Raw genomic sequence first — 20,226 nt, forward strand, 5'->3', positions numbered from 1 at the left:
GGGTTCAGGAGCTGCCTGTGGCGTCCACGTTGACTTCCAGGGGAACGATGTCGCTGCGGACCCAGGTGTCGTAGACGTCGAAGTGCTGCCCTGTCGGAGTCCACGAGGTGGAGCGGATGTGCAGGGTGGGCGTGGTCGGCTTGATGTCCAGGGCGGCGGCGATCTCGGGGGACGGAGCCACGGCCCGTACCGAACGGTGCGCGCCACCGAGGCTGTATCCGGCGGCTGCCAGGGCCTGGCTGAGGGAGGCTTGGCCGTCGAGCACGTCATGGGCTGCGGCGATCGCGGGAACCAGGTCCGGCGGACTGTAGTTGATGCTGTACAGCGCGGGCACGCCGTTGAGGGTGCGCAGCCGGACCAGTTCGTAGCCGGCGGTGTTCTCCGGCACCTTCAACTGCTGGCACGCGAACGCGGGCAGGATGGTCGGCCCGTGGCGCAGCACTTGGGTGGTCACGGAGGTGTTCTGGTGGCTGAGGGCGTTCTCCAGGAAGCCCTGGGGCTGCTGGATGGTCCAGCCCTCGTCCTCGGCGGGCGGCTGGGTGGCGAAGACGCCCCGGTTGGTCACCCGCGTCACCAGACCCTGGGACTCCAGAACCTGCAACGCCTGGCGGACCGTCGCCCTCGACAGCCCGAACTCCTTGCCCAGCTCGTTCTCGCTCGGAAGCCTCTCGCCCTGCGGGATCTCACCACCGGTGAGCCGGTGCTCCAGTGCTTCGACGAGCTGCTGGTAGTAGGGCGTCGAGGACTGCCGGTCGATGGCCCCCGATAGCGTCACGGTGCGCTCCCTCCGCTGACCCCGACAGTGACGACAATGCCGGGGGTCTTCATCGTAATGCGCCGTCTGTACTGTCCGGACCATCCAGTCAATGTGAGCCTCCGGAGCGATAGAAGACGGCGGGGGTGAAGCCACGAACGGCCACGCCCCCGCCGCACGCGGTGCGTCAGGCGTTGATCCAGCCGGTGTCCAGGCCCGGGTCGGCGGTGGACTGCGCGGCGGCCGCCGCCTGGAGCACGATGGCGGCCGCGGCCGCCCCGGGATCGAGCACTCCTCGGGCCACCTCCCCGACATAGCTGGCGCGGCCCCGCTTGGCGACCAGGCCGGCTGTGCTGCGCGCACCCTCGATGGCCGCCTGTGCGGTGCGATGGAGTGCCTGGACCGGATCAGTGCCGGGCAGCAGCGATTCCAGAGTCCGGGCGGCGGGCACGAGCGCGTCGATCATGGTCTTGTGGCCGACCTCGGCCTTGCCATAACGCTGCACGGTGGCCACGGCGGCGGTCAGCCCATTGGAGAGTTCGCCGAGGGTGGGCTCGCCATCGTCGGAGCAGTGGGCGAGGTCGCGGAAGAACATGCCGAACAGCGGGCCGCTGGTGCCGCCGGTGCCGAGGAAGCCGCGGGAGACAGCGGTCAGCCAGCCGCGGTAGTCCTGCGGTTCCTCCGCGTCGATGCTCTGCTGGGCCCGCCGGAGGGCGGAGGCGATGTTGTTGCCGAAGTCGCCGTCGCCGGTCAGTCGGTCGAGTCGGCCGAGGTCCTCGGCACGGCCCTGGAGGAAGGTGTTCATCAGGATCTCGGCCCAGCGGTGACCGAAGCCGTCGGCCAGCGTGATGTCCACGGATGTGTCGGTCATGGTGCGTCCTTGTCTTGTCACCAGGTCAGGGCGGGGGTCCGCACGGGGGCGTCCCAGAGGGGAAGCAGGTCGGCGTCGGCGGGCAGCAGGGTCACCGATATCCCGTGCATGTCCAGGGACGTCACGTAGGAGCCGACCAGGGAACGCTCGATCGTGACGCCCAGATCGCCGAGGCGGTGGTGGACGGAGCGGGCGGCTACGGACAGATCAAGTGGGGACGTCCCGCCGAGACCGTTGACGATGGCGATCACCGCCGAGCCTGGGTGGAGCCCCAGAGCGGCGACGACCGGGTCGACCAGCTGGGCAATGAGGGTGTCGGCGTCCGCGAAGGGGATACGGCCCCTGCCGCGTTCGCCGTGGATGCCCACGCCGAGTTCGACCTCGCCGTCGGGCAGGACGAAGGCGGGTTCCTCGGCGCCGGGATGGGTGCCCGCGGTCAGCGCGAGGCTGAGGGTGCGGGCGCTGCTCGCGACCCGCCGGCCGAGGTCGGCCACGTCGACCAGGTCGGCCCCCGCTTCCGCGGCGGCGCCGCAGATCTTCTCCACGGCGAGTACGGCGGCCGTGCCGCGCCGGCCGGGCCCGTCGTCCTCCCCGTCCGTGGCGAGGTCGTCGTCGACGAGCACGACCTCGGTCTTGATCGCGTCGTCCTCGGCGAGTTCCCCGGCGATCTGGAAGTTGAGGACATCGCCGGTGTAGTTCTTCACGATCTGTATGACTCCGCGCCCGGAGTCCGCGGCGACCGTGCCCGTATGGACCTGCAGCGCGGTCGGGCTGGCGAACAGGGCACCCGGCACCGCGACATCGAGCATGCCGGCGCCCACGAAGCCGGCGTGCAGCGGCTCGTGGCCCGAGCCCCCGCCGGAGACCAGTCCGACCTTCTCCCTGGCCCGCTGTGCCCGGGTGACGATGCCCGCCGCGCGGTCGTAGGCGAGCAGCTGTGGATGTGTGAGAGCGAGCCCTTCGAGAGCTTCCTCTGCGGCGTGCTCGGGGCGATTCACGATGTGCCGGTGCATGGCGCCGTGCTCCTTTGCTCGGGTCTTGACCGGTCTCACGCTAGAGCCTACTGTTCGGACAGTCCAGACTGTACGTACAACTTAGTGGCAGGCGAGACCGCACCCCGCCCGACCAGCGGATCACGCGCTCACGACGAGAGGGACAAGACAGCCATGTCCATGGAATACCGGATGCGCCGCACGCTCCCCAGCGACCGGGTCGCCATCATCATGCCCGTCGACCACGGGCTGATCTTCAATCGGATCGAGGGCCTGGAGACCCCCTCCGCGCCCTTCGCCACGTGGGGCGACAAGGACATCACCGGCTTCATGATGACCCCTGGCCAGGTCAAGCAGACCGAGGCCTTCTTCGCCCGCAACCCGCACCTGACCCGCGTACTGACCATCGACACCTTCTACGACTACGCCCAGAACGACGGCGGCGGCTCCCACAGCCTCATCACCACCGTCGAGGAGGCTGTCCGCATGGGCGTGGACGCCGTCAAGATGCTCTTCCCCTGGAACGTCTCCCGCGTCGAGCAGGCCGCCCTGTGCAAGCGCGTCGGCGACGTAGTCACCGCCTGCGACGCCTGGGACATCCCGCTGATCCTCGAACCCGTCCTCATCGGTGCCCCGCGCAGGGAAGAGGTCATCGTCGAAGAGGAGAAGATCGCGCGCATCGCCTATGACCTCGGCGCCCACATCATCAAGATCGCCTTCCCCGGGGAGGAGCGCACCCGCCGCCTCGTCGAAGAACTCAAGGTACCCCTCGTGATCGCCGGCGGCCCGCTCACCGGAGAGCCCTCCGAGACCGTCGACGCCATCGCCCAGACCATCCGCGCCGGTGCACGTGGTGTCATCGTCGGACGCAACATATGGCAGCGCGAGACCGACGTCGCCGAGAAGCTCCTGTCCGAGGTAGCCGCCCTCACCCGCAGCGTCAGCTTCGACGACTGATCCGCGCCGCAGGGACATGAGCCGCCGCGTCGATCGAAGGAGATGACAAGCGCGTGGGAACCTCGCCGCAACGGGCGGATGCCGTACTCGGCATCGACATCGGCAGCACGAACGTCAAAGTGGTGGCGCTCGACTCGGCCGGCCACGTCGTCACCCGCGTACGCCGCGCCACCCCGCGGTCCGTCGACGATCCCTCGATCGACGCAGCACGGCTCTTCGAGTGCCTCGAAGAGATGGCCGTCGAAGCCTGTGGGGAACGCTATGCCATCGCGGCGCTCTGCGCTGCCGGCATCGGTGAGGACGGCGTTCTGGCCGATGCCTCACTCACACCGCTCACCTCGGCGCTGGCCTGGTTCGACCCCCGCCGTACCGAACTATTCGGCGAGCTGCGACACCACCTCGACCCCGCCGACGACGTCGGCACCTCCACCGACGCCGCCCGCACACTGGTCGGCTGGGCCTGGGCCCGCGGTCAGCCCGGAGCCGATCGAGCGGCGGCCTGGCTCGCCCTGACCGACTACGCCGCCTGCCGCTGGAGCGGCACGGCATTCCTCAGTGACACCCTCGCCGCGCGGACCGGGGCCTGGCGCCCGCTCGCACGCACCTGGCACACCAGCCGCGTGCAGGCGACTCTCGGCGCCTCCGAACTGCTGCCCACGGTCATGCCGACGGGAGCCGTCGTCGGCCACGTACGCTCCGAGCGGCTGCGGAACACCGGCGCCCTCAGGCCCGGCGCCCTCGTGGTGGCCGGAGGGCACGACCACCCCGTCGGCGGCTGGGGCGTCCATCAGCTACGCCCCGGAGCCGTCCTCGACTCCATGGGCACCGCGGAAGTAGTCGTCGCGCAGACACATGCTCCGCCCAGCCATGTGCCTGGGGCCGTCGATGTCTCACCCGGCATTCACAACACCTTCGGTGCCACCGTTCTCCACGTGGAGGAACTCGCCCGGAACGTCGCATGGGCGTCGCAGGATCCGGCCGTGGCCGATGCCCTCGACCGTCTGATCTCCGGCAGCGCCACACCCGACGATCATCTGTTCTCGGACACCTTCCACCCCGGCGCGGCGGGCGGCCATACGCCCTTCTACGCGCCCCATTCCGCGTTCGACCCGCACTCCAGGGCATCTGCCGTACTCGGCGCACTGGCGCGACGCGGTGGCCTTGCCATCGCCGCCGTACAGGCCCTCGCCGAGCCGGACGCGCCTGTTTACACCGCGGGCGGGTGGGCCCGCTCCCGCGGCTGGCTCGACATCAAGCAAGCGGTGACCGGCACGGCAGCCCACGTCATCGCGGAACCGGAAGTAACAGCCGTGGGCGCGGCACTCCTCGCCGCCCGGGCCCTCGACTGGAAACCGTCCGTCACCGCCGCCCTGAACCCCGGGGCAGAGGCAGGACTGCGAGGTGCAACAGCCGGTCGATGAGCGAGCGGGTCACCCCAACACCCACCGCAGGCGCCGGCCATTCAGCAGACTGCCGTGCTCGCGCCCTCCCCTCTGACGGCCGGACGCGCGAGCACGGTGGCCCCTTTCAGCACGTGAACCGGCAACGGCCACAAGCGTGTTCACACCAGCCTGCCCACGGCGCAGGTGCCGGCGGGCGTGAAGCCACCGCCCGAACCACGACAGCGCGCGGACGCCGGACAGCCGTCGACGACATGGTCGGACGCGTTGCTGTGCTCCGCCTTCTGCCCGCCGCCGCGATCGGCGCAGTGGGCAGAAGCCTGTCCGCGTCGGTGAGGGATACGCCAGCCACCCCCTCCACAACCATGCCGTGCCTACGAAGACAGGTGCGCAGAAGCCGCGGTCGAAGCTCTGGGCGCCACACCGATCCGCGTCGCGAAATGTGTCGCCATCGCCTCCTCGGCGGTCGCCCATTTTCGTAGTTAACAGACTCTTGACGCGGCCGAAAACCAATGCATACAGTCCGGACTGTCCAGGCTGACCGGCCTGTACGTACAAGACTGCGGGACCTTGAGTTCTGGAGCACCTCATGAGCGGATCGAACAGCGCTCAGGCCATCGATCGCATTTCGGCTGAGCCGTACTACCTGCAGCTTGCCGAGCGCATCCGTGACCAGATCTCGACGGGTGCCGTAGCCGCCGGCGACCGTCTGCCCAGCGAGGGCGAACTGGCCGCCACCTGGAACGTCTCCCGTGCCACGGTCCGAGAGGCCCTGCGGTTGCTGGAGGAGGAGGGCTGGGTCGCCCGCATATCACGGCGAGGGGCCTTCGCCTCGATGCCGCCGCGCCGGGGGTGGCTGTTGCAGGGCCGGGAGGGCTTCTTCGAGAACGAGGTGGCGGGGCACCAGCGACGGGTCACCACCCAGGTGCTGCGTGCCGAGAAGGCGACACTGCCGACGCACTCGGCCGAGGAACTTCACATGGCTCCTGGCAGCGACGGCTACATCCTCGAACGGCTTCGCAAGCTCGACGGCAAGGTGGCGCTCTTCTCCGCCAACTACCTGCCCCCGCTGGTCGGCGAGCTGGTGTCACGCAGCGACGTTCCGGCAGGAGAAGGCTCTCTCAACAACACGCTGAGCAAGGGCGGTTACACGGTCGCGGGCGCGTCCCGCACAGTCGAGGCCGTCACCGCGCGGGGGAAGGTCGCCGACCTGCTCCAAGTCCCGGACGGCGCACCGCTGTTGAAAGTCAGGTCGACCTCGTGGGACACGCGCTTGGTGCCCTTCGAGCACCACGAGGTCTGGGTCCGCAGCGACGTGGTGCACGTCGAGATCCAGGTCGGCGCTCCCGCCCCCACCCGGACGGCATCCCCCTCCCCAGAGATCGGCCGGCTCGTCAGCCCCTGATCCGCCCAGACCCCACACGATCCCCCACCCGCCCCGACAGAACGAAGGCGGCAGTTCTGCCCTTCCCGTCCTCAAGGAGAAACTTCCATGCCCCGCACCGGACGTAGACAACTCATCACGGCGACCGTCGTCGTCGGCACCCTGACTGCTGCTGCCGCCTGCTCCGACCCCTCGGCCGGGCAGGACGCCTCGGGCAACACCACGATCACCGTGGCGCTCGCGGCGAACCCTCAGATGAAGACGGCCGAGAGCCTGATCTCCGACTTCGAGCAGAAGAACCCGGGGATCAAGGTCAAGTTCACCACCCTGCCGGAGAACGACCTGCGCCCGGCCGTCACCAAGGACGTCGCCACCAAGGCGGGCCAGTACGACGTGGCCATGATCGGCAGCTACGAGGTGCCGATCTGGGCGAAGAACGGCTGGATCGTCCCGCTCGACAGCTACGTCTCCAAGGACACGGCATGGGACGAGAACGACGTCCTCCAGCCGATCAAGGACATCGTGTCGGCAGATGGCAAGCTGTACGCCGCCCCCTTCTACGGGTCGAGTTCCTTCCTCTTCTACCGCAAGGACCTGGCGAAGAAGGCCGGAGTCACGATCCCGCAGAAGCCGACCTGGCAGCAGGTCGCGGCGGCTGCGGCCAAGTTGGACGACAAGAAGGACGGCGTCTCCGGCATCTGCCTGCGCGGCCTGCCCGGCTGGGGCCAGAACCTGGCATCCCTGACCACCGTCATCAACACCTTCGGCGGCCGCTGGTTCGACGAGAAGTGGCAGCCGCAACTCACCTCGCCCGCAACCGAGAAGGCCGTGAAGTTCTACGTCGACCTGCTGCGCGCGCACGGCCAGCAGGACGCGGCCAAGGACGGCTGGGAGGGCTGCCTCCAGCAGATCGCCCAGGGCAAGACCGCGATGTGGTACGACGACACGGTCTTCGCCGGATCCGCCTTGCAGGAGGCCACCGCGCAGGTGAAGAACAACCTCGGGTTCGCGATGGCGCCCGTGGATCAGACCAAGGCGTCCGGCTGGCTGTGGTCCTGGGGGCTGGGCATCACCCAGTCCAGCAAGCACAAGGACGCCGCCTGGAAGTTCATCTCCTGGGCGACCAGCAAGGAGTACATCAAACTCGCCGGCACCAAGGCCGGCTGGGACTCCGTCCCGCCCGGTTCGCGCACCTCGACCTACTCGATCCCGCAGTACCAGAGCGCGGCCAAGTCCTACGCCGATCTGACCCTGGCCTCGATCAACGCCGCCAACCCGAAGCAGCCGACCGTCGATCCGGTGCCCTACACCGGAGTGCAGTACGTGCAGATCCCCGAGTTCACCGACATCGGTGACTACGTCTCGCAGCAGGTCGCGGGAGCCATCGCCGGCACCCAGAGCGTGCAGCAGGCGCTGAAGAAGTCCCAGTCCTACACCGAGTCCGTGGTCAAGAAGGCCGGCTACCTCAAGTAGCCGCAGCTGGGCGGCGTGAGAGGTGCAACAGCCCATCACGCCGCCCGACTCTCAGGAGGAAGTGAGCCATGACCACCATCAGCCAGCCGGCTGTCCCGGTGAAGTCACCAACCCGGCGCGGGTCGTGGAGCCGACGCGCCCCACTGCTGCCGGCACTCGTCATCACGCTCGTGCTGACACAGATCCCGTTCGCCCTGACCATCTGGTACTCGCTGCAACACTGGAACCTGCTCAACCCCGGCCACAAGGGCTTCGCCGGCCTCGACAATTTCCGGACCACCTTCGGCGACGACACGTTCTGGAAGGCCATCAAGAACACGGTGGTCCTCACCGGCGGCGCGACGATCGCCAGCATGCTCGTCGGGCTGGTCCTGGCGATGCTGCTGCAGAAGAAGTTCCCGGGGCGCGGCATCGCCCGCACGCTCGCCATCACACCGTTCTTCGTCATGCCCGTGGCGGTCACACTGTTCTGGCGCAGCGCCATGTTCGACCCCTCCTTCGGACTCCTCGGCTGGCTCACCGATTCCGTCGGGCTGCCGCGCGTGAACTGGCTGAGCGAGCAGTCGATGCTCTCCATCATCATGATCACCTCGTGGCGGTGGACACCGTTCGCGATGCTCGTGCTGCTCGCCGGACTGCAGGCGCTGCCAGACGATCAGTTGGAGGCCGCACGCGTCGACGGCGCGAACTGGTGGCAGCAGTTCCGCAACGTTGTCCTCCCGCACCTGCGACCCTTTCTCGAACTGACCGCGCTGCTGCTCAGCATGAACATCATCCAGACGTTCGGCGAGATCGCCCTGCTCACGGCCGGTGGTCCCGCGTTCGGGACGACCAACATCACCTACTACGTGTATCTGCGTGCGTTCAACTCCTTCGACTTCGGCACCGCTTCGGCATACGGGCTGGTCACGTTGGTGCTCACCATCGCACTCGCGCTGCCGGCGCTACGCCTGCTGTCCGGCATCTTCCAGAAGGAAGGACGACGATGACCGCCACGGCCCTGCACCCATCGGAGAAGAAGACTGTCTCTCCCGGGCCACACAACCGCCCGCGCCGGCGTCGGCGCCGACCTGCCAACGACCAGGCCAGTTGGCCCGTGGCCGTACTCGGCTGGCTCGGATCGCTCGTTCTGTTCTCGCCGATCGCGTACATGCTGCTCAAGAGCTTCCAAACCGAGACCGATGCGGCGTCGCCCTCACCCAAGCTCGTGTTCCACCCGACACTGGAGCACTACCGGAGCACGTTCCAGGCAGGCTTCTGGGCATACGCGGGCAACTCGATCGTCGTCGCCGTCGTCTCGACGATCCTGGTACTGCTGCTGGCCACCCCTGCCGCCTACGCCCTGTCGGTGCGGCCGGTCCGTAAGACGCAGGACGTGCTGTTCTTCTTCATCAGCACCAAGATGATGCCCGTCGCCGCGGGCATCATCCCGATCTACGTGGTCGCCCAGCACCTGCACCTGCTGAACACCGTGGTGGTGCTGCTGATCCTGCACCTGGGCATGAACCTCCCGCTTGCCGTATGGATGATCCGCTCGTTCCTCCAGGAGGTACCCGGCGAGGTACTCGAAGCCGCGGCGATCGACGGGGCCGGCCGGATACGCATCATGCGCAGCATCGTGCTTCCGCTGGTCCGACCCGGCCTGTGGTCAACGGCCCTGCTGTGCTGCGTGTTCTCCTGGAACGAGTACTTCTACGCGGTCAACCTCACGACGACCACCTCCACGCTGCCCCTGTTCATGCAGAAGTTCCTGTCCTTCGGTGAGCTCTACACCGCCCAAGTAGCCGCCGTCGCCACCGTGGTGAGCATCCCCGTCGTCATTCTCGGCTGGGTGTGCCAGCGCAGTCTGGTGCGTGGCCTGTTGTTCGGAGCGGTGAAGTGACGCGTGCGGTCCTCGACTCCCGAATGACAACGCCTTCTCGATCTCCTTGCTGCTGCGGTATGCCGGACAGCCGTGTTCAGGCGCGCGGGCGGATCCGCAGTCCGTGCATGCCGCCGTCGACGGCGAGATCGGTGCCGGTGGTGGAGCCGGAGAGCGGGCTCGCCAGGTAGGCGATGGCCGCAGCAACCTCTTCCGCGCTGACCAGGCGGCCCATGGGCTGACGGGCGTTCAGGGCGGCGCGTTCGGCCTCGGGGTCGGCGGCGCTGTCCAGCAGGCGCCCGACCCAGGGGGTGTCGGCCGTACCGGGATTGACGCAGTTGACGCGGATCCCGAAGTGCACGAGGTCGGCGGCGGTCGCCCTGGTGAGGGAGAGGACGGCGCCCTTCGTGGCCGAGTACAGGGCCCGGTCGGGCAGCCCCGCCGTGGCCGCGATGGAGCAGGTGTTGACGACGGCCGCGCTGTGCGAGCGCCGCAGGTGCGGCAGCGCGGCACGGGTCACCCGCACCATGCCGAAGACGTTGACCTCGAAGACGCGACGCCACTCGTCGTCGGTGTTGTCCTCGATCGTGCCCTGGGCGCCGATCCCCGCGTTGTTGACGAGGATGTCGATGCCCCCGAGCCTGCGGGCGGCCTCCTCGACGGCCGTCCGTACGCCGGTGTCGTCCGCCACGTCGGCCTGTATCCCGATGAGGGGTTCGGGTACGTCGTCCGGCTTGAGATCGAGGCAGGCCACGCGTGCCCCACGTGCGGCGAGCAACTGAGCGGTGGCCAGGCCGATGCCGGAGGCGCCACCGGTGACCAGCGCGGTCAGCCCGGCGAACTCGTCCGTGCTCATGTCGCGGCCTTCGCTTCCCACACCGGGCCCTCGGGGTAGCGGTGGGCCGCCACGGAGTCCGGGTGCAGTTCGGCGCTGATACCGGGGGCGGTCGGCGCGAGGTAGTGGCCTTCCCGGATGCGTACGGGATCGGTGAAGTGCTCGTGCAGATGGTCGACGTACTCGATCACGCGGTTCTCGGTGGTGCCGCTGACGGCGACATAGTCGAACATCGCCAAGTGCTGCACCATCTCGCACAGGCCGACCCCGCCGGCGTGCGGGCAGACCGGGACGCCGAACTTGGCGGCCAGCAGCAGGATGGCGACGTTCTCGGTGACGCCCGCAGTGCGGCTCGCGTCCATCTGGAGAATGTCGAGCGAACCGGCCTGGAGCAGCTGCTTGAACATCACCTGGTTGTGGGTGTGCTCACCGGTGGCCACCTTCACGGGCGCCAGCGCCTTGCGGATGGCGGCGTGGCCGAGGATGTCGTCCGGGGAGGTGGGTTCCTCGATCCAGTACGGGTCGTAGGGCACGAGCGCCCGCATCCAGTCGATGGCCTGCTGGACGCCCCACGCCTGGTTGGCGTCGACGGCGATCCTGATGTCCGGGCCGACCGCCTCGCGGGCCAGCCGCATCCGGCGCTCGTCGTCCGCGCGTTCGGCGCCGACCTTCAGCTTGATCTGGGAGAACCCGTCGGCGACCGCTTCCTTCGACAGCCGCACCAGCTTCTCGTCGTCGTAGCCGAGCCAGCCGGGTGTCGTCGTGTACGCCGGATAACCGTGCTCCAGCAGGTGCGCGGCGCGTTCGGCGCGGCCCGGTTCGGCGCGGCGCAGGATGTCCAGGGCCTCGTCGCGGGTCAGCGCGTCCTGCAGATAGCGGAAGTCGACCAGGTCGACCAACTGCTCCGGGGACAGTTCGGCCAGCAACTGCCAGACCGGCTTCCCCGTACGGCGGCCGTACAGGTCCCACACGGCGTTCACGATCGCCGCGGCGGCCATGTGGATGGCCCCCTTCTCCGGGCCCAGCCAGCGCAGTTGGCTGTCGCCGGTCAACCGCCGGGAGAAACCGCCGAGGTCGTTCAGGACCTCTTCCACCGACAGGCCGACCACCAGCGGGGCCAGCGCACGTACGGCGGCGACCTCCACGTCGTTGCCGCGCCCCACGGTGAAGGCGAGCCCATAACCCTCGTCGCCGCCGCTCGTACGGATCGTCACATAGGCGGCCGAGTAGTCGGGTTCGGGGTTCATCGCGTCGGAGCCGTCGAGTTCCAGAGAGGTCGGGAACCGTACGTCGACCGCGTCGACAGCGCTGATCAGTTCACTCATGGTGACCGGCCTTCGTGGCCGGGAGGCCGAGGTGTCGTTTCGGGGTCATGGCAACCACCCATCGTCATGTGTCCATGGCATGTCCGCGCTGCAACAGCAGTCTTCGGACATGGGATGGATTTTTAGTCTTCGTTCGCCGCTGTGTCCATAGCTGGATTGGAGAGAGTCGGATTATTTCGCTTCTGACCTGCGACATTCACGAAATTTTCGTGGTTGCGGCAGCCGATTCAGTCATCCCATGTCTTCCAACGTCATGGGATGTATTGCTACGGTGCCGCTGCGCACGCAACGACGAGGGGACGGCCACGCATGTCACTGACCGACAAGGCCATCGACCGCATCCGGGACCTCATCCAGTCGGGCGAGCTGCTCCCCGGGGCCAAACTTCCGCCCGAGCAACAGCTCGCCGCGGAGCTGGGCCTGTCCCGCAACCTGATGCGGGAGGCGGTGAAGGCGCTGGTCGTCGCGCGGGTGCTGGAGATCCGGCGCGGGGACGGCACCTACGTGACCACCCTGGAACCGGAGCTGCTGCTGAGCAGCATCGGATCCGCGGTGGAGTTGCTGCACGGCGACACGTTGCTGGAGCTCACCGAGGTGCGCCGACTGTTCGAGCCCGTCGCCACGGCGCTGGCCGCCACGCGGATCTCGGCCACCGAGCTCGGCGAGGTGGAGCGACACCTGGACGCGATGCGGGCGGCCCGCGACGACGTGGAGCGCCTCAACGAGCACGACGCCGCCTTCCACCGGGCCGTGGTCGCGGCCACCGGCAACGCCACGCTGGCCACCCTCCTGGAGGGCATCTCCGGCCGGACGCTGCGTGCCCGTGTCTGGCGGGGACTGGTCGACGACAACGCCGCCGGCCGCACCCTCGCCGAACACGAGGCGATCTACCAGGCGCTGGCCGACGGTGATGCCGTGCTCGCCCAGGCGGCGGCGCTGATGCACGTCAGCACCACCGAGCGATGGCTGCGCGAGCACCTGGCACGGGGCGGCCGGCTCCCCGGGGACGACTCAGCCGTTTAGGCGCTTCCTTCCCCCGGCCCCCTTCCACCCTCTGTCCATTTTCAATCTTCATGTCCCGTTCCCGGGTACCGAATTGCCAGGTCACCGGGCGGGCGTCTTCACCTCACTGAGGAGTACCGATGAGATTTCTGCGCGTGGGCCCGGCGGGCTCCGAGCGGCCCGTGGTCCTTGACTCCGACGGCACCGCGAGAGATCTGAGTCCGCTGACCGTCGACATCGACGGTGCGTTCCTGGCCGAGGGCGGCGTGGAACGCGTCCGTGCCGCCCTGGCGGAGAACGCGCTGCCGCACACGGACATCGCCGGCCTGCGGGTCGGCGCCCCGGTGGCACGCCCCGGCAAGGTGGTGTGCATCGGGCTCAACTACGTCGATCACGCTGCGGAGACGGACACACCGCCCCCTGCCGAACCGGTCGTCTTCATGAAGGCCGCCAACACGGTCGTCGGCCCCGACGACACCGTGCTCGTACCGCGCACCAGCGAGAAGACGGACTACGAGATCGAACTCGCCGTGGTCATCGGCCGCACCGCGCGCTACCTGGACTCGCCGGAGGAGGCGGACGACGTCGTCGCGGGCTACGCGATCGCCGACGACGTCAGCGAGCGCGCCTTCCAGCACGAGCGGGGCGGGCAGTGGGACAAGGGCAAGTCCTGCGAGACGTTCAACCCGCTCGGCCCCTGGCTGGTCACCCCCGACGAGACCGGCGACCCGCAGGGGCTGGCCATGCGGCTGTGGGTCAACGGCGAACTGCGCCAGGACGGCCACACCAAGAACATGATCTTCGGGGTGCGCCACATCGTCTGGTACCTGAGCCAGTTCATGGTGCTGGACCCCGGAGACGTGATCAGCACCGGCACCCCGGCCGGCGTGGCCTTCGGCGCCAACGACTTCCCCTATCTGGTCGCCGGTGACGTGGTCGAGGTGGAGATCGACCGGCTCGGCCGCCAGCGGCACGTCCTCGGACAGGCCTGATGACCTCCGCGAGCCCGACCTGGTTCACCGAGCGCGTCCCGCTCGGCCGCTCCGGGGTCACCGTCAGCCGTCTCGGCCTGGGCACCGCACCGCTGGCCGGGCTGTTCTCGGCGGTCGGCGACGAGCAGGCCACCGCCACGCTCGACGCCGCCTGGACGGCCGGTGTCCGCTACTTCGACACCGCCCCGCACTACGGCGCCGGGCTCGCGGAACGGCGGCTGGGATCCTTCCTCGCCGACACCGGCCGCCCGCGCACCGAGTTCACCGTGTCCACCAAGGTGGGACGACTGCTCGTGCCGGGCGACGCCGCCCTCGGGGACGAGGCGTTCCACGGCGAACGCGGGCTGGTCCGGGTGCGCGACTACAGCGCCGAGGGCGTCTACCGATCGCTCGCCGAGAGCCTTGAGCGGTCCGGTCTCGAAGCCTTCGACACGGTCCTGATCCACGACCCGGACGACCACTGGGAGGACGCGCTCAAGAGGGCGTACCCGGCACTGGCCCGGCTGCGCGACCAGGGAGCGGTCCGGGCGATCGGCGCGGGCATGAACCAGACGGCGATGCTCACCCGCCTCGTCACCGAGACCGACCTCGACTGCGTACTCGTCGCCGGCCGCTACTCCCTGCTGGACCGCAGCGCCGCCGAGGTGCTGCTGCCGCTGTGCGCCGAGCGCGGGGTGGGCGTCCTGGTCGGCGGCGTCTTCAACAGCGGCATCCTCGCCGACCCGTCCCCGGGCGCCACCTACGACTACGCCCCGGCCCCCGCCGACGTGCTGCGCCGCGCCCGGTCCCTGGCCGAGCGGTGCGCAGCCCACGGGGTGCCGCTGGCCGCCGCCGCGCTGCAGTTCCCGCTGCGCCACCCGGCGGTCACCGGCGTGGTCCTCGGCGCGCGCAGTCCACTGGAGGTCACGGAGAACATCGCGCACGCCACGACGGAGATCCCCGCGGAGTTGTGGGCCGAACTCGACGCCCTGACGGGGGCCCGGCCATGACACGGATCGACGCACACCACCACGTCTGGCGGCCCCGGCCCGCGACGCCTGTTGCAGAGACGGCTCCGAGAGCGCCCGGGACCGCTGCCGGCCCGAGCCGTCGCGCACACGACTGGCTGGACGCCCCCGACATGGCAGCCGTACGCCGTGACTTCACCCTCGACGACCTCGCACCGGAGGCCGCGGCGGCGGGCATCGACCGGACGATCCTGGTCCAGGTCCTCCCCGATGCCGACGAGACGGCGGAGTTCCTGTCCCTGGCGGGGGCGGCGGACCTGGTCGCCGGTGTCGTCGGCTGGACGGACCTCACCTCGGACCGCCTCGCGGACACACTGGCCGCCCTGCGGACGGGCACCGGAGGTGAACTCCTGGTGGGGATCCGGCACTTGGTGCAGGGCGAGGCGGATCCGGGCTGGCTGAACCGGGCGGACGTCCGGCGTGGACTGGGCAGAGTGGCGGATGCGGGTCTCGCCTACGACCTGCTCACCCTCCCGCACCAACTCCCCGCCGCCATCGCCACCGCACGGGCACTGCCCGAGCTGGCCTTCGTCCTCGACCACCTGTCCAAGCCGCCCATCGCCTCCGGCGAACTGCGGCCGTGGTCCTCACTGATCCGTGAACTGGCCGCCGAACCCAACGTGTTCTGCAAGCTGTCCGGCATGGTCACCGAGGCGGACCGCACCGGCTGGACCGTCGCGGACCTGCGACCGTACGCCGATGAAGTGCTGGACGCCTTCGGCCCGTCCCGTGTGATGTTCGGCTCCGACTGGCCGGTGTGCCTGCTGGCCGCCTCCTACGGAGAGGCCGTCCGCGCGGCCGAGGAAGTGACCGACCGGCTGACCGCCGCCGAACGTGCCGAGGTCTTCGGCGGCACAGCGGCCCGCGCCTACCGACTGCGGAAGGAAAACCTGTGAAGATACGTCTGGCCTACGGGCAGTCGGGGCTCGACATCGAGGTGGATCCGCGGACGGCGACCGTCGTCGAACCCGTTCACCACGAGGCCGCCGGGGACCAAATGGCCGTACTGCGCGAGGCGTTGCGCTCCCCCGTCGCCGGGCCCCCGCTGCGCGAACGGGTACGACCGGGGCAGACGGTGGCGATCTCGGCCTGCGACGGCACCCGCCCCCAGCCACGCCATCTGATGATCCCCGCCGTCCTCGCCGAACTCGAAGGGATCGTCCGTCTGGAGGACGTGGTGATCCTCGTCGCCACCGGCACCCACCGGGGCAACGGCGAGACGGAACTGCGCGAGATGTTCGGCGACGAGGTCGTGGACGCCGTACGCATCGTCAACCACGACGCCCGCGACCCCGGACAACTGACCTGGATGGGGACGTACGGCAACGGCGTCCCGGTCTGGCTGAACCGTGCGTGGGCCGAAGCGGACGTCCGCATCACCACGGGCTTCGTCGAACCGCACTTCTTCGCCGGCTTCTCGGGCGGTCCGAAACTCGTGGCCCCCGGCCTGGCCGCGCTGGAGACGGTCCTCGTCCTGCACGACGCGGCCCGCATCGGCGACCCGCGCGCCACCTGGGGCAACACCCACGGCAACCCCGTCCATGACGACGTACGGGCCATCGCCGAAGCGACCGGAGTCACCTTCTCGCTGGACGTGGTGCTCAACCGGGACAAAGACATCGTGGCCGCCTTCGGAGGCGATCTGGCGCCGATGCACGCCGCGGCCACAGCCACGGCGAAGCACATGGCGATGCGGCCGGTCGAGGCGCCGTTCGACGTCGTCGTCACCACCAATTCCGGCTTCCCGCTGGACCAGAACCTCTACCAGGCGGTCAAGGGCATGTCCGCCGCCTACCAGGTGGTCAAACCCGGCGGCATGATCGTCTGCGCGGCCGAGTGCCGCGACGGCTTCCCCGACCACGGCTCCTACCGGGAGGTCCTGGCCTCCGCTCCGTCCCCTCAGGCCCTGTTCGACGACATCAGCGCCCGCACCGAAACCGTGCCCGACCAGTGGCAGGTGCAGATCCAGGCGCGTATCCAGTCCGGCAGCCGGGTCGTCATGCACACCGGCTTCCTGAGCGACGCCGAACTGGCCACCGCCCACCTGCGACAGACCCGCGACATCTCGGCCACCGTCGCCGAGGCGCTGGCCGCAGCGGGTCCCGGCGCCCGTCTCTGCGTCCTGCCCGAAGGACCGCAGACCATCCCGTACGTCGACAGGAGCGGGGCATGAGCGGAGTACTGGACCTGGGCTTCGCCCGGCTTGACCTCGCCCGCGAGGCCCGGCAGGGACTCCCCGAGGTCGTCTACGGGCCCGGCAAGACAGTCGAGCAGATCAGCGGCATCGTCACCGGGCTACTGGAACACAACACCGGTCCCGTCCTCGTCACCCGGATCGAAGCGGAGACCGCCGAGGCCGTCATGGCACGGCTGGCTCCGGGCGCGCACGACGAGGAGACGCGCGGCCCGGGGCCGTACGACGGGCAGCGACACGGCCCGGGAACGCACAACGGTCAGCCACACGGCCCGGGAACGTACGACGCCGAGGCCCGGCTGCTGTACTGGCGGCCGTCTCCGGCCGGGGACTTCTGCGTGACGGTGGTGGCCGCGGGTACCTCGGACCGGCCCGTTGCCGCCGAAGCCACCGCCGTGGCCGCCGCCGTCGGCCTGGACACCACCGCCATCCACGACGTGGGGGTGGCCGGCCTCGACCGGATCCTCCAGGTGCGTGACCGGCTCCAGGCCGCCGACGCGTTGATCGTCGTGGCCGGGATGGAGGGCGCCCTCGCCAGTGTCGTGGGCGGTCTGGTGCGCGCACCGGTCGTCGCCGTGCCGGTCTCCACCGGGTACGGCGCATCCCTGGAGGGCGTCACGGCACTGCTCGCCATGCACGCCTCCTGTGCCGCCGGGGTGACCGTGGTCAACATCGACTCTGGCTTCTCGGCCGCGATGGCGGTTCACCGCATCGCCCAGAGCTCTGTGAACACACCCGGAGGCCTCCGGTGATCGTCTGGATCAACCCGTTCACCGGGCTGGCCGGAGACATGCTCCTGGCCGCCCTCATCGACGCCGGAGCACCGCTGGACGCGATCCGGTCCTCGATCGCCGCCACGGGTCTCACCGGCTGGGAACTGACCGCCGAGCGCGTCACCGACCACGGGCTGGCCGCCACCCGGGTCCACGTGGAAGTCACCGACCCGTGCACCGAGCGGCAGGCCGCCGAAGTCATCCGCCTCGCCTCCCGAGCCACCCCCGAACCTGTCGCCGCCCTCGCGGTCGCCACCGTGACCGCCGTCGCCGAGGTGGAGGGCCGCCTGCACGGCGCCGACCCCGCCACCGTCCACCTCCACGAACTCGGCGGCCACGACACCCTTGTCGACATCGTCGGCGTCGCGGCGGCCCTGCACGCCCTAGGCGTCTCCGATGTCTTCAGCGCACGGCTCCCGCTGGGCAGGGGGCGGGTGAGCTCGGCACACGGAGTACTGCCCTGCCCGGCACCCGCCACGCTGGCGCTGCTCGCCGGAGCGGCCGTCATGGGCAGCGATCTGCCCGGCGAAACGGTGACGCCCACCGGCGCCGCACTGCTGCGCGCGCTCGGGGCACGGTACGAACCGCCGCCGCCCATGACCCTGGGCCGCACCGGGTACGGGGCGGGCACCCGCCGCCTGTCGGACCGGGCCAACGTCACGTCGGTGACCCTGGGAGTCCCCACCCCGGCAACTTCGAGTCAGGACCCTCCGGCGGAGGACGTCGTCGTTCTGGAGACCAACCTCGACGACGTCACCGGCGAGATCCTCGGACACACCATCACCCGGGCGATGGAGTCCGGTGCTCTCGACGCCTGGGTGACGCCCGCCGTGATGAAGAAAAGCCGCCCCGCGCACGTGCTGCACGTCCTGACCACCCGCGAGGACGAGCGTCGGCTGCGCGACCTCGTCCTGTCGGAGACCGGCAGTCTCGGCATCCGCCGCGTCGACGCCACCCGCACCGCGCTGCCGCGGGACTTCGAGACCGTGCACGTGGACGGCCACCCGGTTCGGATCAAGCACGGTCCGCACGGTGCCAAACCCGAACACGACGACCTCGCCTCCGTCGCCGCAGCCCTGGGCGTGCCCCTCCGGACCGTCGCGGCACGCGCACTCGCGGGGAGCGGCCGGACCGCCGCCCCTCGGCACACCGACCTTCTCGCAGGAGGACAACCATGACCGTCACAGACAAAGGAGCGGCCGCGCTCGCACCCGCCGACGTCCTCGCCGACCGGCTTCTGGAGCGCATGCGCGCCATCGGCGCCGTTGCCGTGGCCTATTCGGGCGGCGCGGACTCCGCCCTCGTTCTCGCCGCCGCCGTACGTGCCGTCGGCCCGGAGCGGGTTCTCGCCGTCACCGCCGTGTCGGAGAGCCTGGCCGCCGGTGAACTGCCGCACGCCCGCCGCCTGACCACAGACCTCGGCGTCACTCATCTCACCCCGCACACCAGCGAACTGACCCGTCCCGGCTACCGCGCCAACGGCCCCGACCGCTGCTACTTCTGCAAGTCCGAGGTCCTGGACACCATCACGGTGCTCGCCCACGACCACGGATACGAGTCGGTGGCCACCGGCACCAACGCGGACGATGCCCGGGACCCCCATCGCCCGGGCATCAGGGCCGGCCGGGAACGCGGCATCCACACCCCGCTCCTCGACACCGCCCTGACCAAGGCGGAGGTGCGCCTGCTGAGCAGGCACTGGTCACTGCCGACCTGGAACAAACCCGCGACGCCCTGTCTGGCCAGCCGCATCCGCTACGGCATCGAGGTCACCCCGCACCGCCTGGCCCGCGTTGACCGGGCCGAGACCGCGGTGCGCGCGCTCTTGGCCGACGCCGGCCTGACAGTGACCGACCTCCGGGTCCGCGACCTGGGGGACACCGCCCGCCTGGAAGTGGACGCCTCGCTCGTCGACCGGATCTCCGCGCTCCCCGGGCTCGCCGTGGCGCTGGCGGACGCGGGCTTCGCCGAACTGCCCCACCAGGTGGAGCCCTTCCGATCGGGACGGCTCAACTCCGAGACCTCAGGCCTTGGCGCGGCGCCCCGCTCGACAGCGGATCGGCCCGTCACGCGATAACGAACGGCACCCCTGGCGAGGTCCCTTTCCGCCGACAGTCATTCGGCCCGCCACTGAGTCAACGCCACCGTCCACGAGTTCCTCATCCCCGCCACTCAGATCGGCGTGAAGATCCCCGTCTCCCCAGACGGTGGGGTCGGGCAGATCCACACCGCCATACGCTTGATCGTCCCCAGCATCGGCCTCATGTGGTGCAACGGCCTCATCGACCCGACCAAACTCACCATCGAAATGCGCTCCGAAGCCAAGCGCGAGCAAACCCGGTACGTCCCCGATGTACCCGACGTGCCACCCCTTCCGCAGAGTCTCGGATGCCATACGCTTCTGCT

19 protein-coding genes are annotated in these 20,226 nt (G+C 69.7%); 14 read left to right on the forward strand and 5 right to left on the reverse strand.

Features of this window, described 5'->3' with window-relative positions; all coding sequences use genetic code 11:
* Nucleotides 1-4: 4 nt before the first annotated feature.
* The 3 genes from R2B38_RS50510 to R2B38_RS50520 all read right to left on the reverse strand — a co-directional run bounded on the left by R2B38_RS50510 (nt 5) and on the right by R2B38_RS50520 (nt 2,638).
* Nucleotides 5-775, reverse strand: a complete 771-nt coding sequence (locus R2B38_RS50510) for a GntR family transcriptional regulator (protein WP_317881306.1) — start codon at nt 773-775, stop codon at nt 5-7.
* A gap of 166 nt (nt 776-941) precedes the next feature.
* Nucleotides 942-1,625 carry a DAK2 domain-containing protein gene (locus tag R2B38_RS50515; protein WP_318022934.1) on the reverse strand — a complete coding sequence of 228 codons (684 nt, stop codon included), beginning with the start codon at nt 1,623-1,625 and terminating at the stop codon, nt 942-944.
* A 17-nt stretch (nt 1,626-1,642) separates the two neighbouring features.
* A complete protein-coding gene (locus R2B38_RS50520; RefSeq protein ID WP_318022935.1) occupies nt 1,643-2,638 on the reverse strand; it encodes a dihydroxyacetone kinase subunit DhaK in 996 nt (331 codons plus the stop codon).
* A gap of 153 nt (nt 2,639-2,791) precedes the next feature.
* Here R2B38_RS50520 and R2B38_RS50525 point away from each other — a divergent pair, with 153 nt between their 5' ends.
* The 6 genes from R2B38_RS50525 to R2B38_RS50550 all read left to right on the forward strand — a co-directional run bounded on the left by R2B38_RS50525 (nt 2,792) and on the right by R2B38_RS50550 (nt 9,713).
* Nucleotides 2,792-3,574: a hypothetical protein gene (locus R2B38_RS50525; RefSeq protein ID WP_318022936.1), complete on the forward strand. Its 783-nt coding sequence runs from the start codon at nt 2,792-2,794 to the stop codon at nt 3,572-3,574.
* 53 nt (nt 3,575-3,627) lie between these two features.
* Nucleotides 3,628-4,995 carry an FGGY-family carbohydrate kinase gene (locus R2B38_RS50530; protein ID WP_318022937.1) on the forward strand — a complete coding sequence of 456 codons (1,368 nt, stop codon included), beginning with the start codon at nt 3,628-3,630 and terminating at the stop codon, nt 4,993-4,995.
* 568 nt (nt 4,996-5,563) lie between these two features.
* Nucleotides 5,564-6,379, forward strand: a complete 816-nt coding sequence (locus tag R2B38_RS50535) for a GntR family transcriptional regulator (protein ID WP_318022938.1) — start codon at nt 5,564-5,566, stop codon at nt 6,377-6,379.
* Between the two features lie 87 nt (nt 6,380-6,466).
* A complete protein-coding gene (locus R2B38_RS50540; protein WP_318022939.1) occupies nt 6,467-7,831 on the forward strand; it encodes a sugar ABC transporter substrate-binding protein in 1,365 nt (454 codons plus the stop codon).
* Nucleotides 7,832-7,899: 68 nt separating this feature from the next.
* Nucleotides 7,900-8,820 carry a sugar ABC transporter permease gene (locus R2B38_RS50545; protein ID WP_318022940.1) on the forward strand — a complete coding sequence of 307 codons (921 nt, stop codon included), beginning with the start codon at nt 7,900-7,902 and terminating at the stop codon, nt 8,818-8,820.
* Nucleotides 8,817-9,713 (forward strand): carbohydrate ABC transporter permease, encoded by an 897-nt coding sequence (locus R2B38_RS50550; RefSeq protein WP_318022941.1) that lies wholly within the window; start codon nt 8,817-8,819, stop codon nt 9,711-9,713. Before R2B38_RS50545 ends, R2B38_RS50550 begins: the two co-directional genes overlap by 4 nt.
* 76 nt (nt 9,714-9,789) lie before the next feature.
* On the opposite strand, the gene R2B38_RS50555 is transcribed toward R2B38_RS50550, so the two are convergent.
* Together R2B38_RS50555 and R2B38_RS50560 are read right to left on the reverse strand one after the other, a co-directional pair.
* Nucleotides 9,790-10,548 (reverse strand): SDR family oxidoreductase, encoded by a 759-nt coding sequence (locus R2B38_RS50555; RefSeq protein ID WP_318022942.1) that lies wholly within the window; start codon nt 10,546-10,548, stop codon nt 9,790-9,792.
* Nucleotides 10,545-11,852: an L-fuconate dehydratase gene (locus R2B38_RS50560; RefSeq protein ID WP_318022943.1), complete on the reverse strand. Its 1,308-nt coding sequence runs from the start codon at nt 11,850-11,852 to the stop codon at nt 10,545-10,547. The genes R2B38_RS50555 and R2B38_RS50560 overlap by 4 nt, the downstream gene beginning before the upstream one ends.
* Before the next feature lie 309 nt (nt 11,853-12,161).
* Here R2B38_RS50560 and R2B38_RS50565 point away from each other — a divergent pair, with 309 nt between their 5' ends.
* From R2B38_RS50565 to larE, 8 genes are all read left to right on the forward strand, one after another.
* Entirely contained in the window at nt 12,162-12,875 is a 714-nt protein-coding gene (locus tag R2B38_RS50565; RefSeq protein ID WP_318022944.1) for a FadR/GntR family transcriptional regulator, read from the forward strand.
* Between the two features lie 119 nt (nt 12,876-12,994).
* A complete protein-coding gene (locus R2B38_RS50570) occupies nt 12,995-13,846 on the forward strand; it encodes a fumarylacetoacetate hydrolase family protein (protein ID WP_318022945.1) in 852 nt (283 codons plus the stop codon).
* Complete coding sequence (locus R2B38_RS50575) at nt 13,846-14,835, forward strand: aldo/keto reductase (protein ID WP_318022946.1); 990 nt, start codon at nt 13,846-13,848, stop codon at nt 14,833-14,835. Before R2B38_RS50570 ends, R2B38_RS50575 begins: the two co-directional genes overlap by 1 nt.
* Nucleotides 14,832-15,749, forward strand: coding sequence for an amidohydrolase family protein (locus R2B38_RS50580; RefSeq protein ID WP_318022947.1), 918 nt, complete (start codon nt 14,832-14,834; stop codon nt 15,747-15,749). The genes R2B38_RS50575 and R2B38_RS50580 overlap by 4 nt, the downstream gene beginning before the upstream one ends.
* A complete protein-coding gene (gene larA / locus R2B38_RS50585; protein ID WP_318022948.1) occupies nt 15,746-17,026 on the forward strand; it encodes a nickel-dependent lactate racemase in 1,281 nt (426 codons plus the stop codon). Before R2B38_RS50580 ends, larA begins: the two co-directional genes overlap by 4 nt.
* Nucleotides 17,023-17,799 carry a nickel pincer cofactor biosynthesis protein LarB gene (larB, locus tag R2B38_RS50590; RefSeq protein WP_318022949.1) on the forward strand — a complete coding sequence of 259 codons (777 nt, stop codon included), beginning with the start codon at nt 17,023-17,025 and terminating at the stop codon, nt 17,797-17,799. Before larA ends, larB begins: the two co-directional genes overlap by 4 nt.
* Complete coding sequence (gene larC, locus R2B38_RS50595; RefSeq protein ID WP_318022950.1) at nt 17,796-18,998, forward strand: nickel pincer cofactor biosynthesis protein LarC; 1,203 nt, start codon at nt 17,796-17,798, stop codon at nt 18,996-18,998. The genes larB and larC overlap by 4 nt, the downstream gene beginning before the upstream one ends.
* Nucleotides 18,995-19,897 carry an ATP-dependent sacrificial sulfur transferase LarE gene (gene larE / locus R2B38_RS50600; RefSeq protein ID WP_318022951.1) on the forward strand — a complete coding sequence of 301 codons (903 nt, stop codon included), beginning with the start codon at nt 18,995-18,997 and terminating at the stop codon, nt 19,895-19,897. The genes larC and larE overlap by 4 nt, the downstream gene beginning before the upstream one ends.
* Nucleotides 19,898-20,226: the final 329 nt, after the last annotated feature.

The organism is Streptomyces sp. N50 (assembly GCF_033335955.1).
GTDB lineage: Bacteria > Actinomycetota > Actinomycetes > Streptomycetales > Streptomycetaceae > Streptomyces.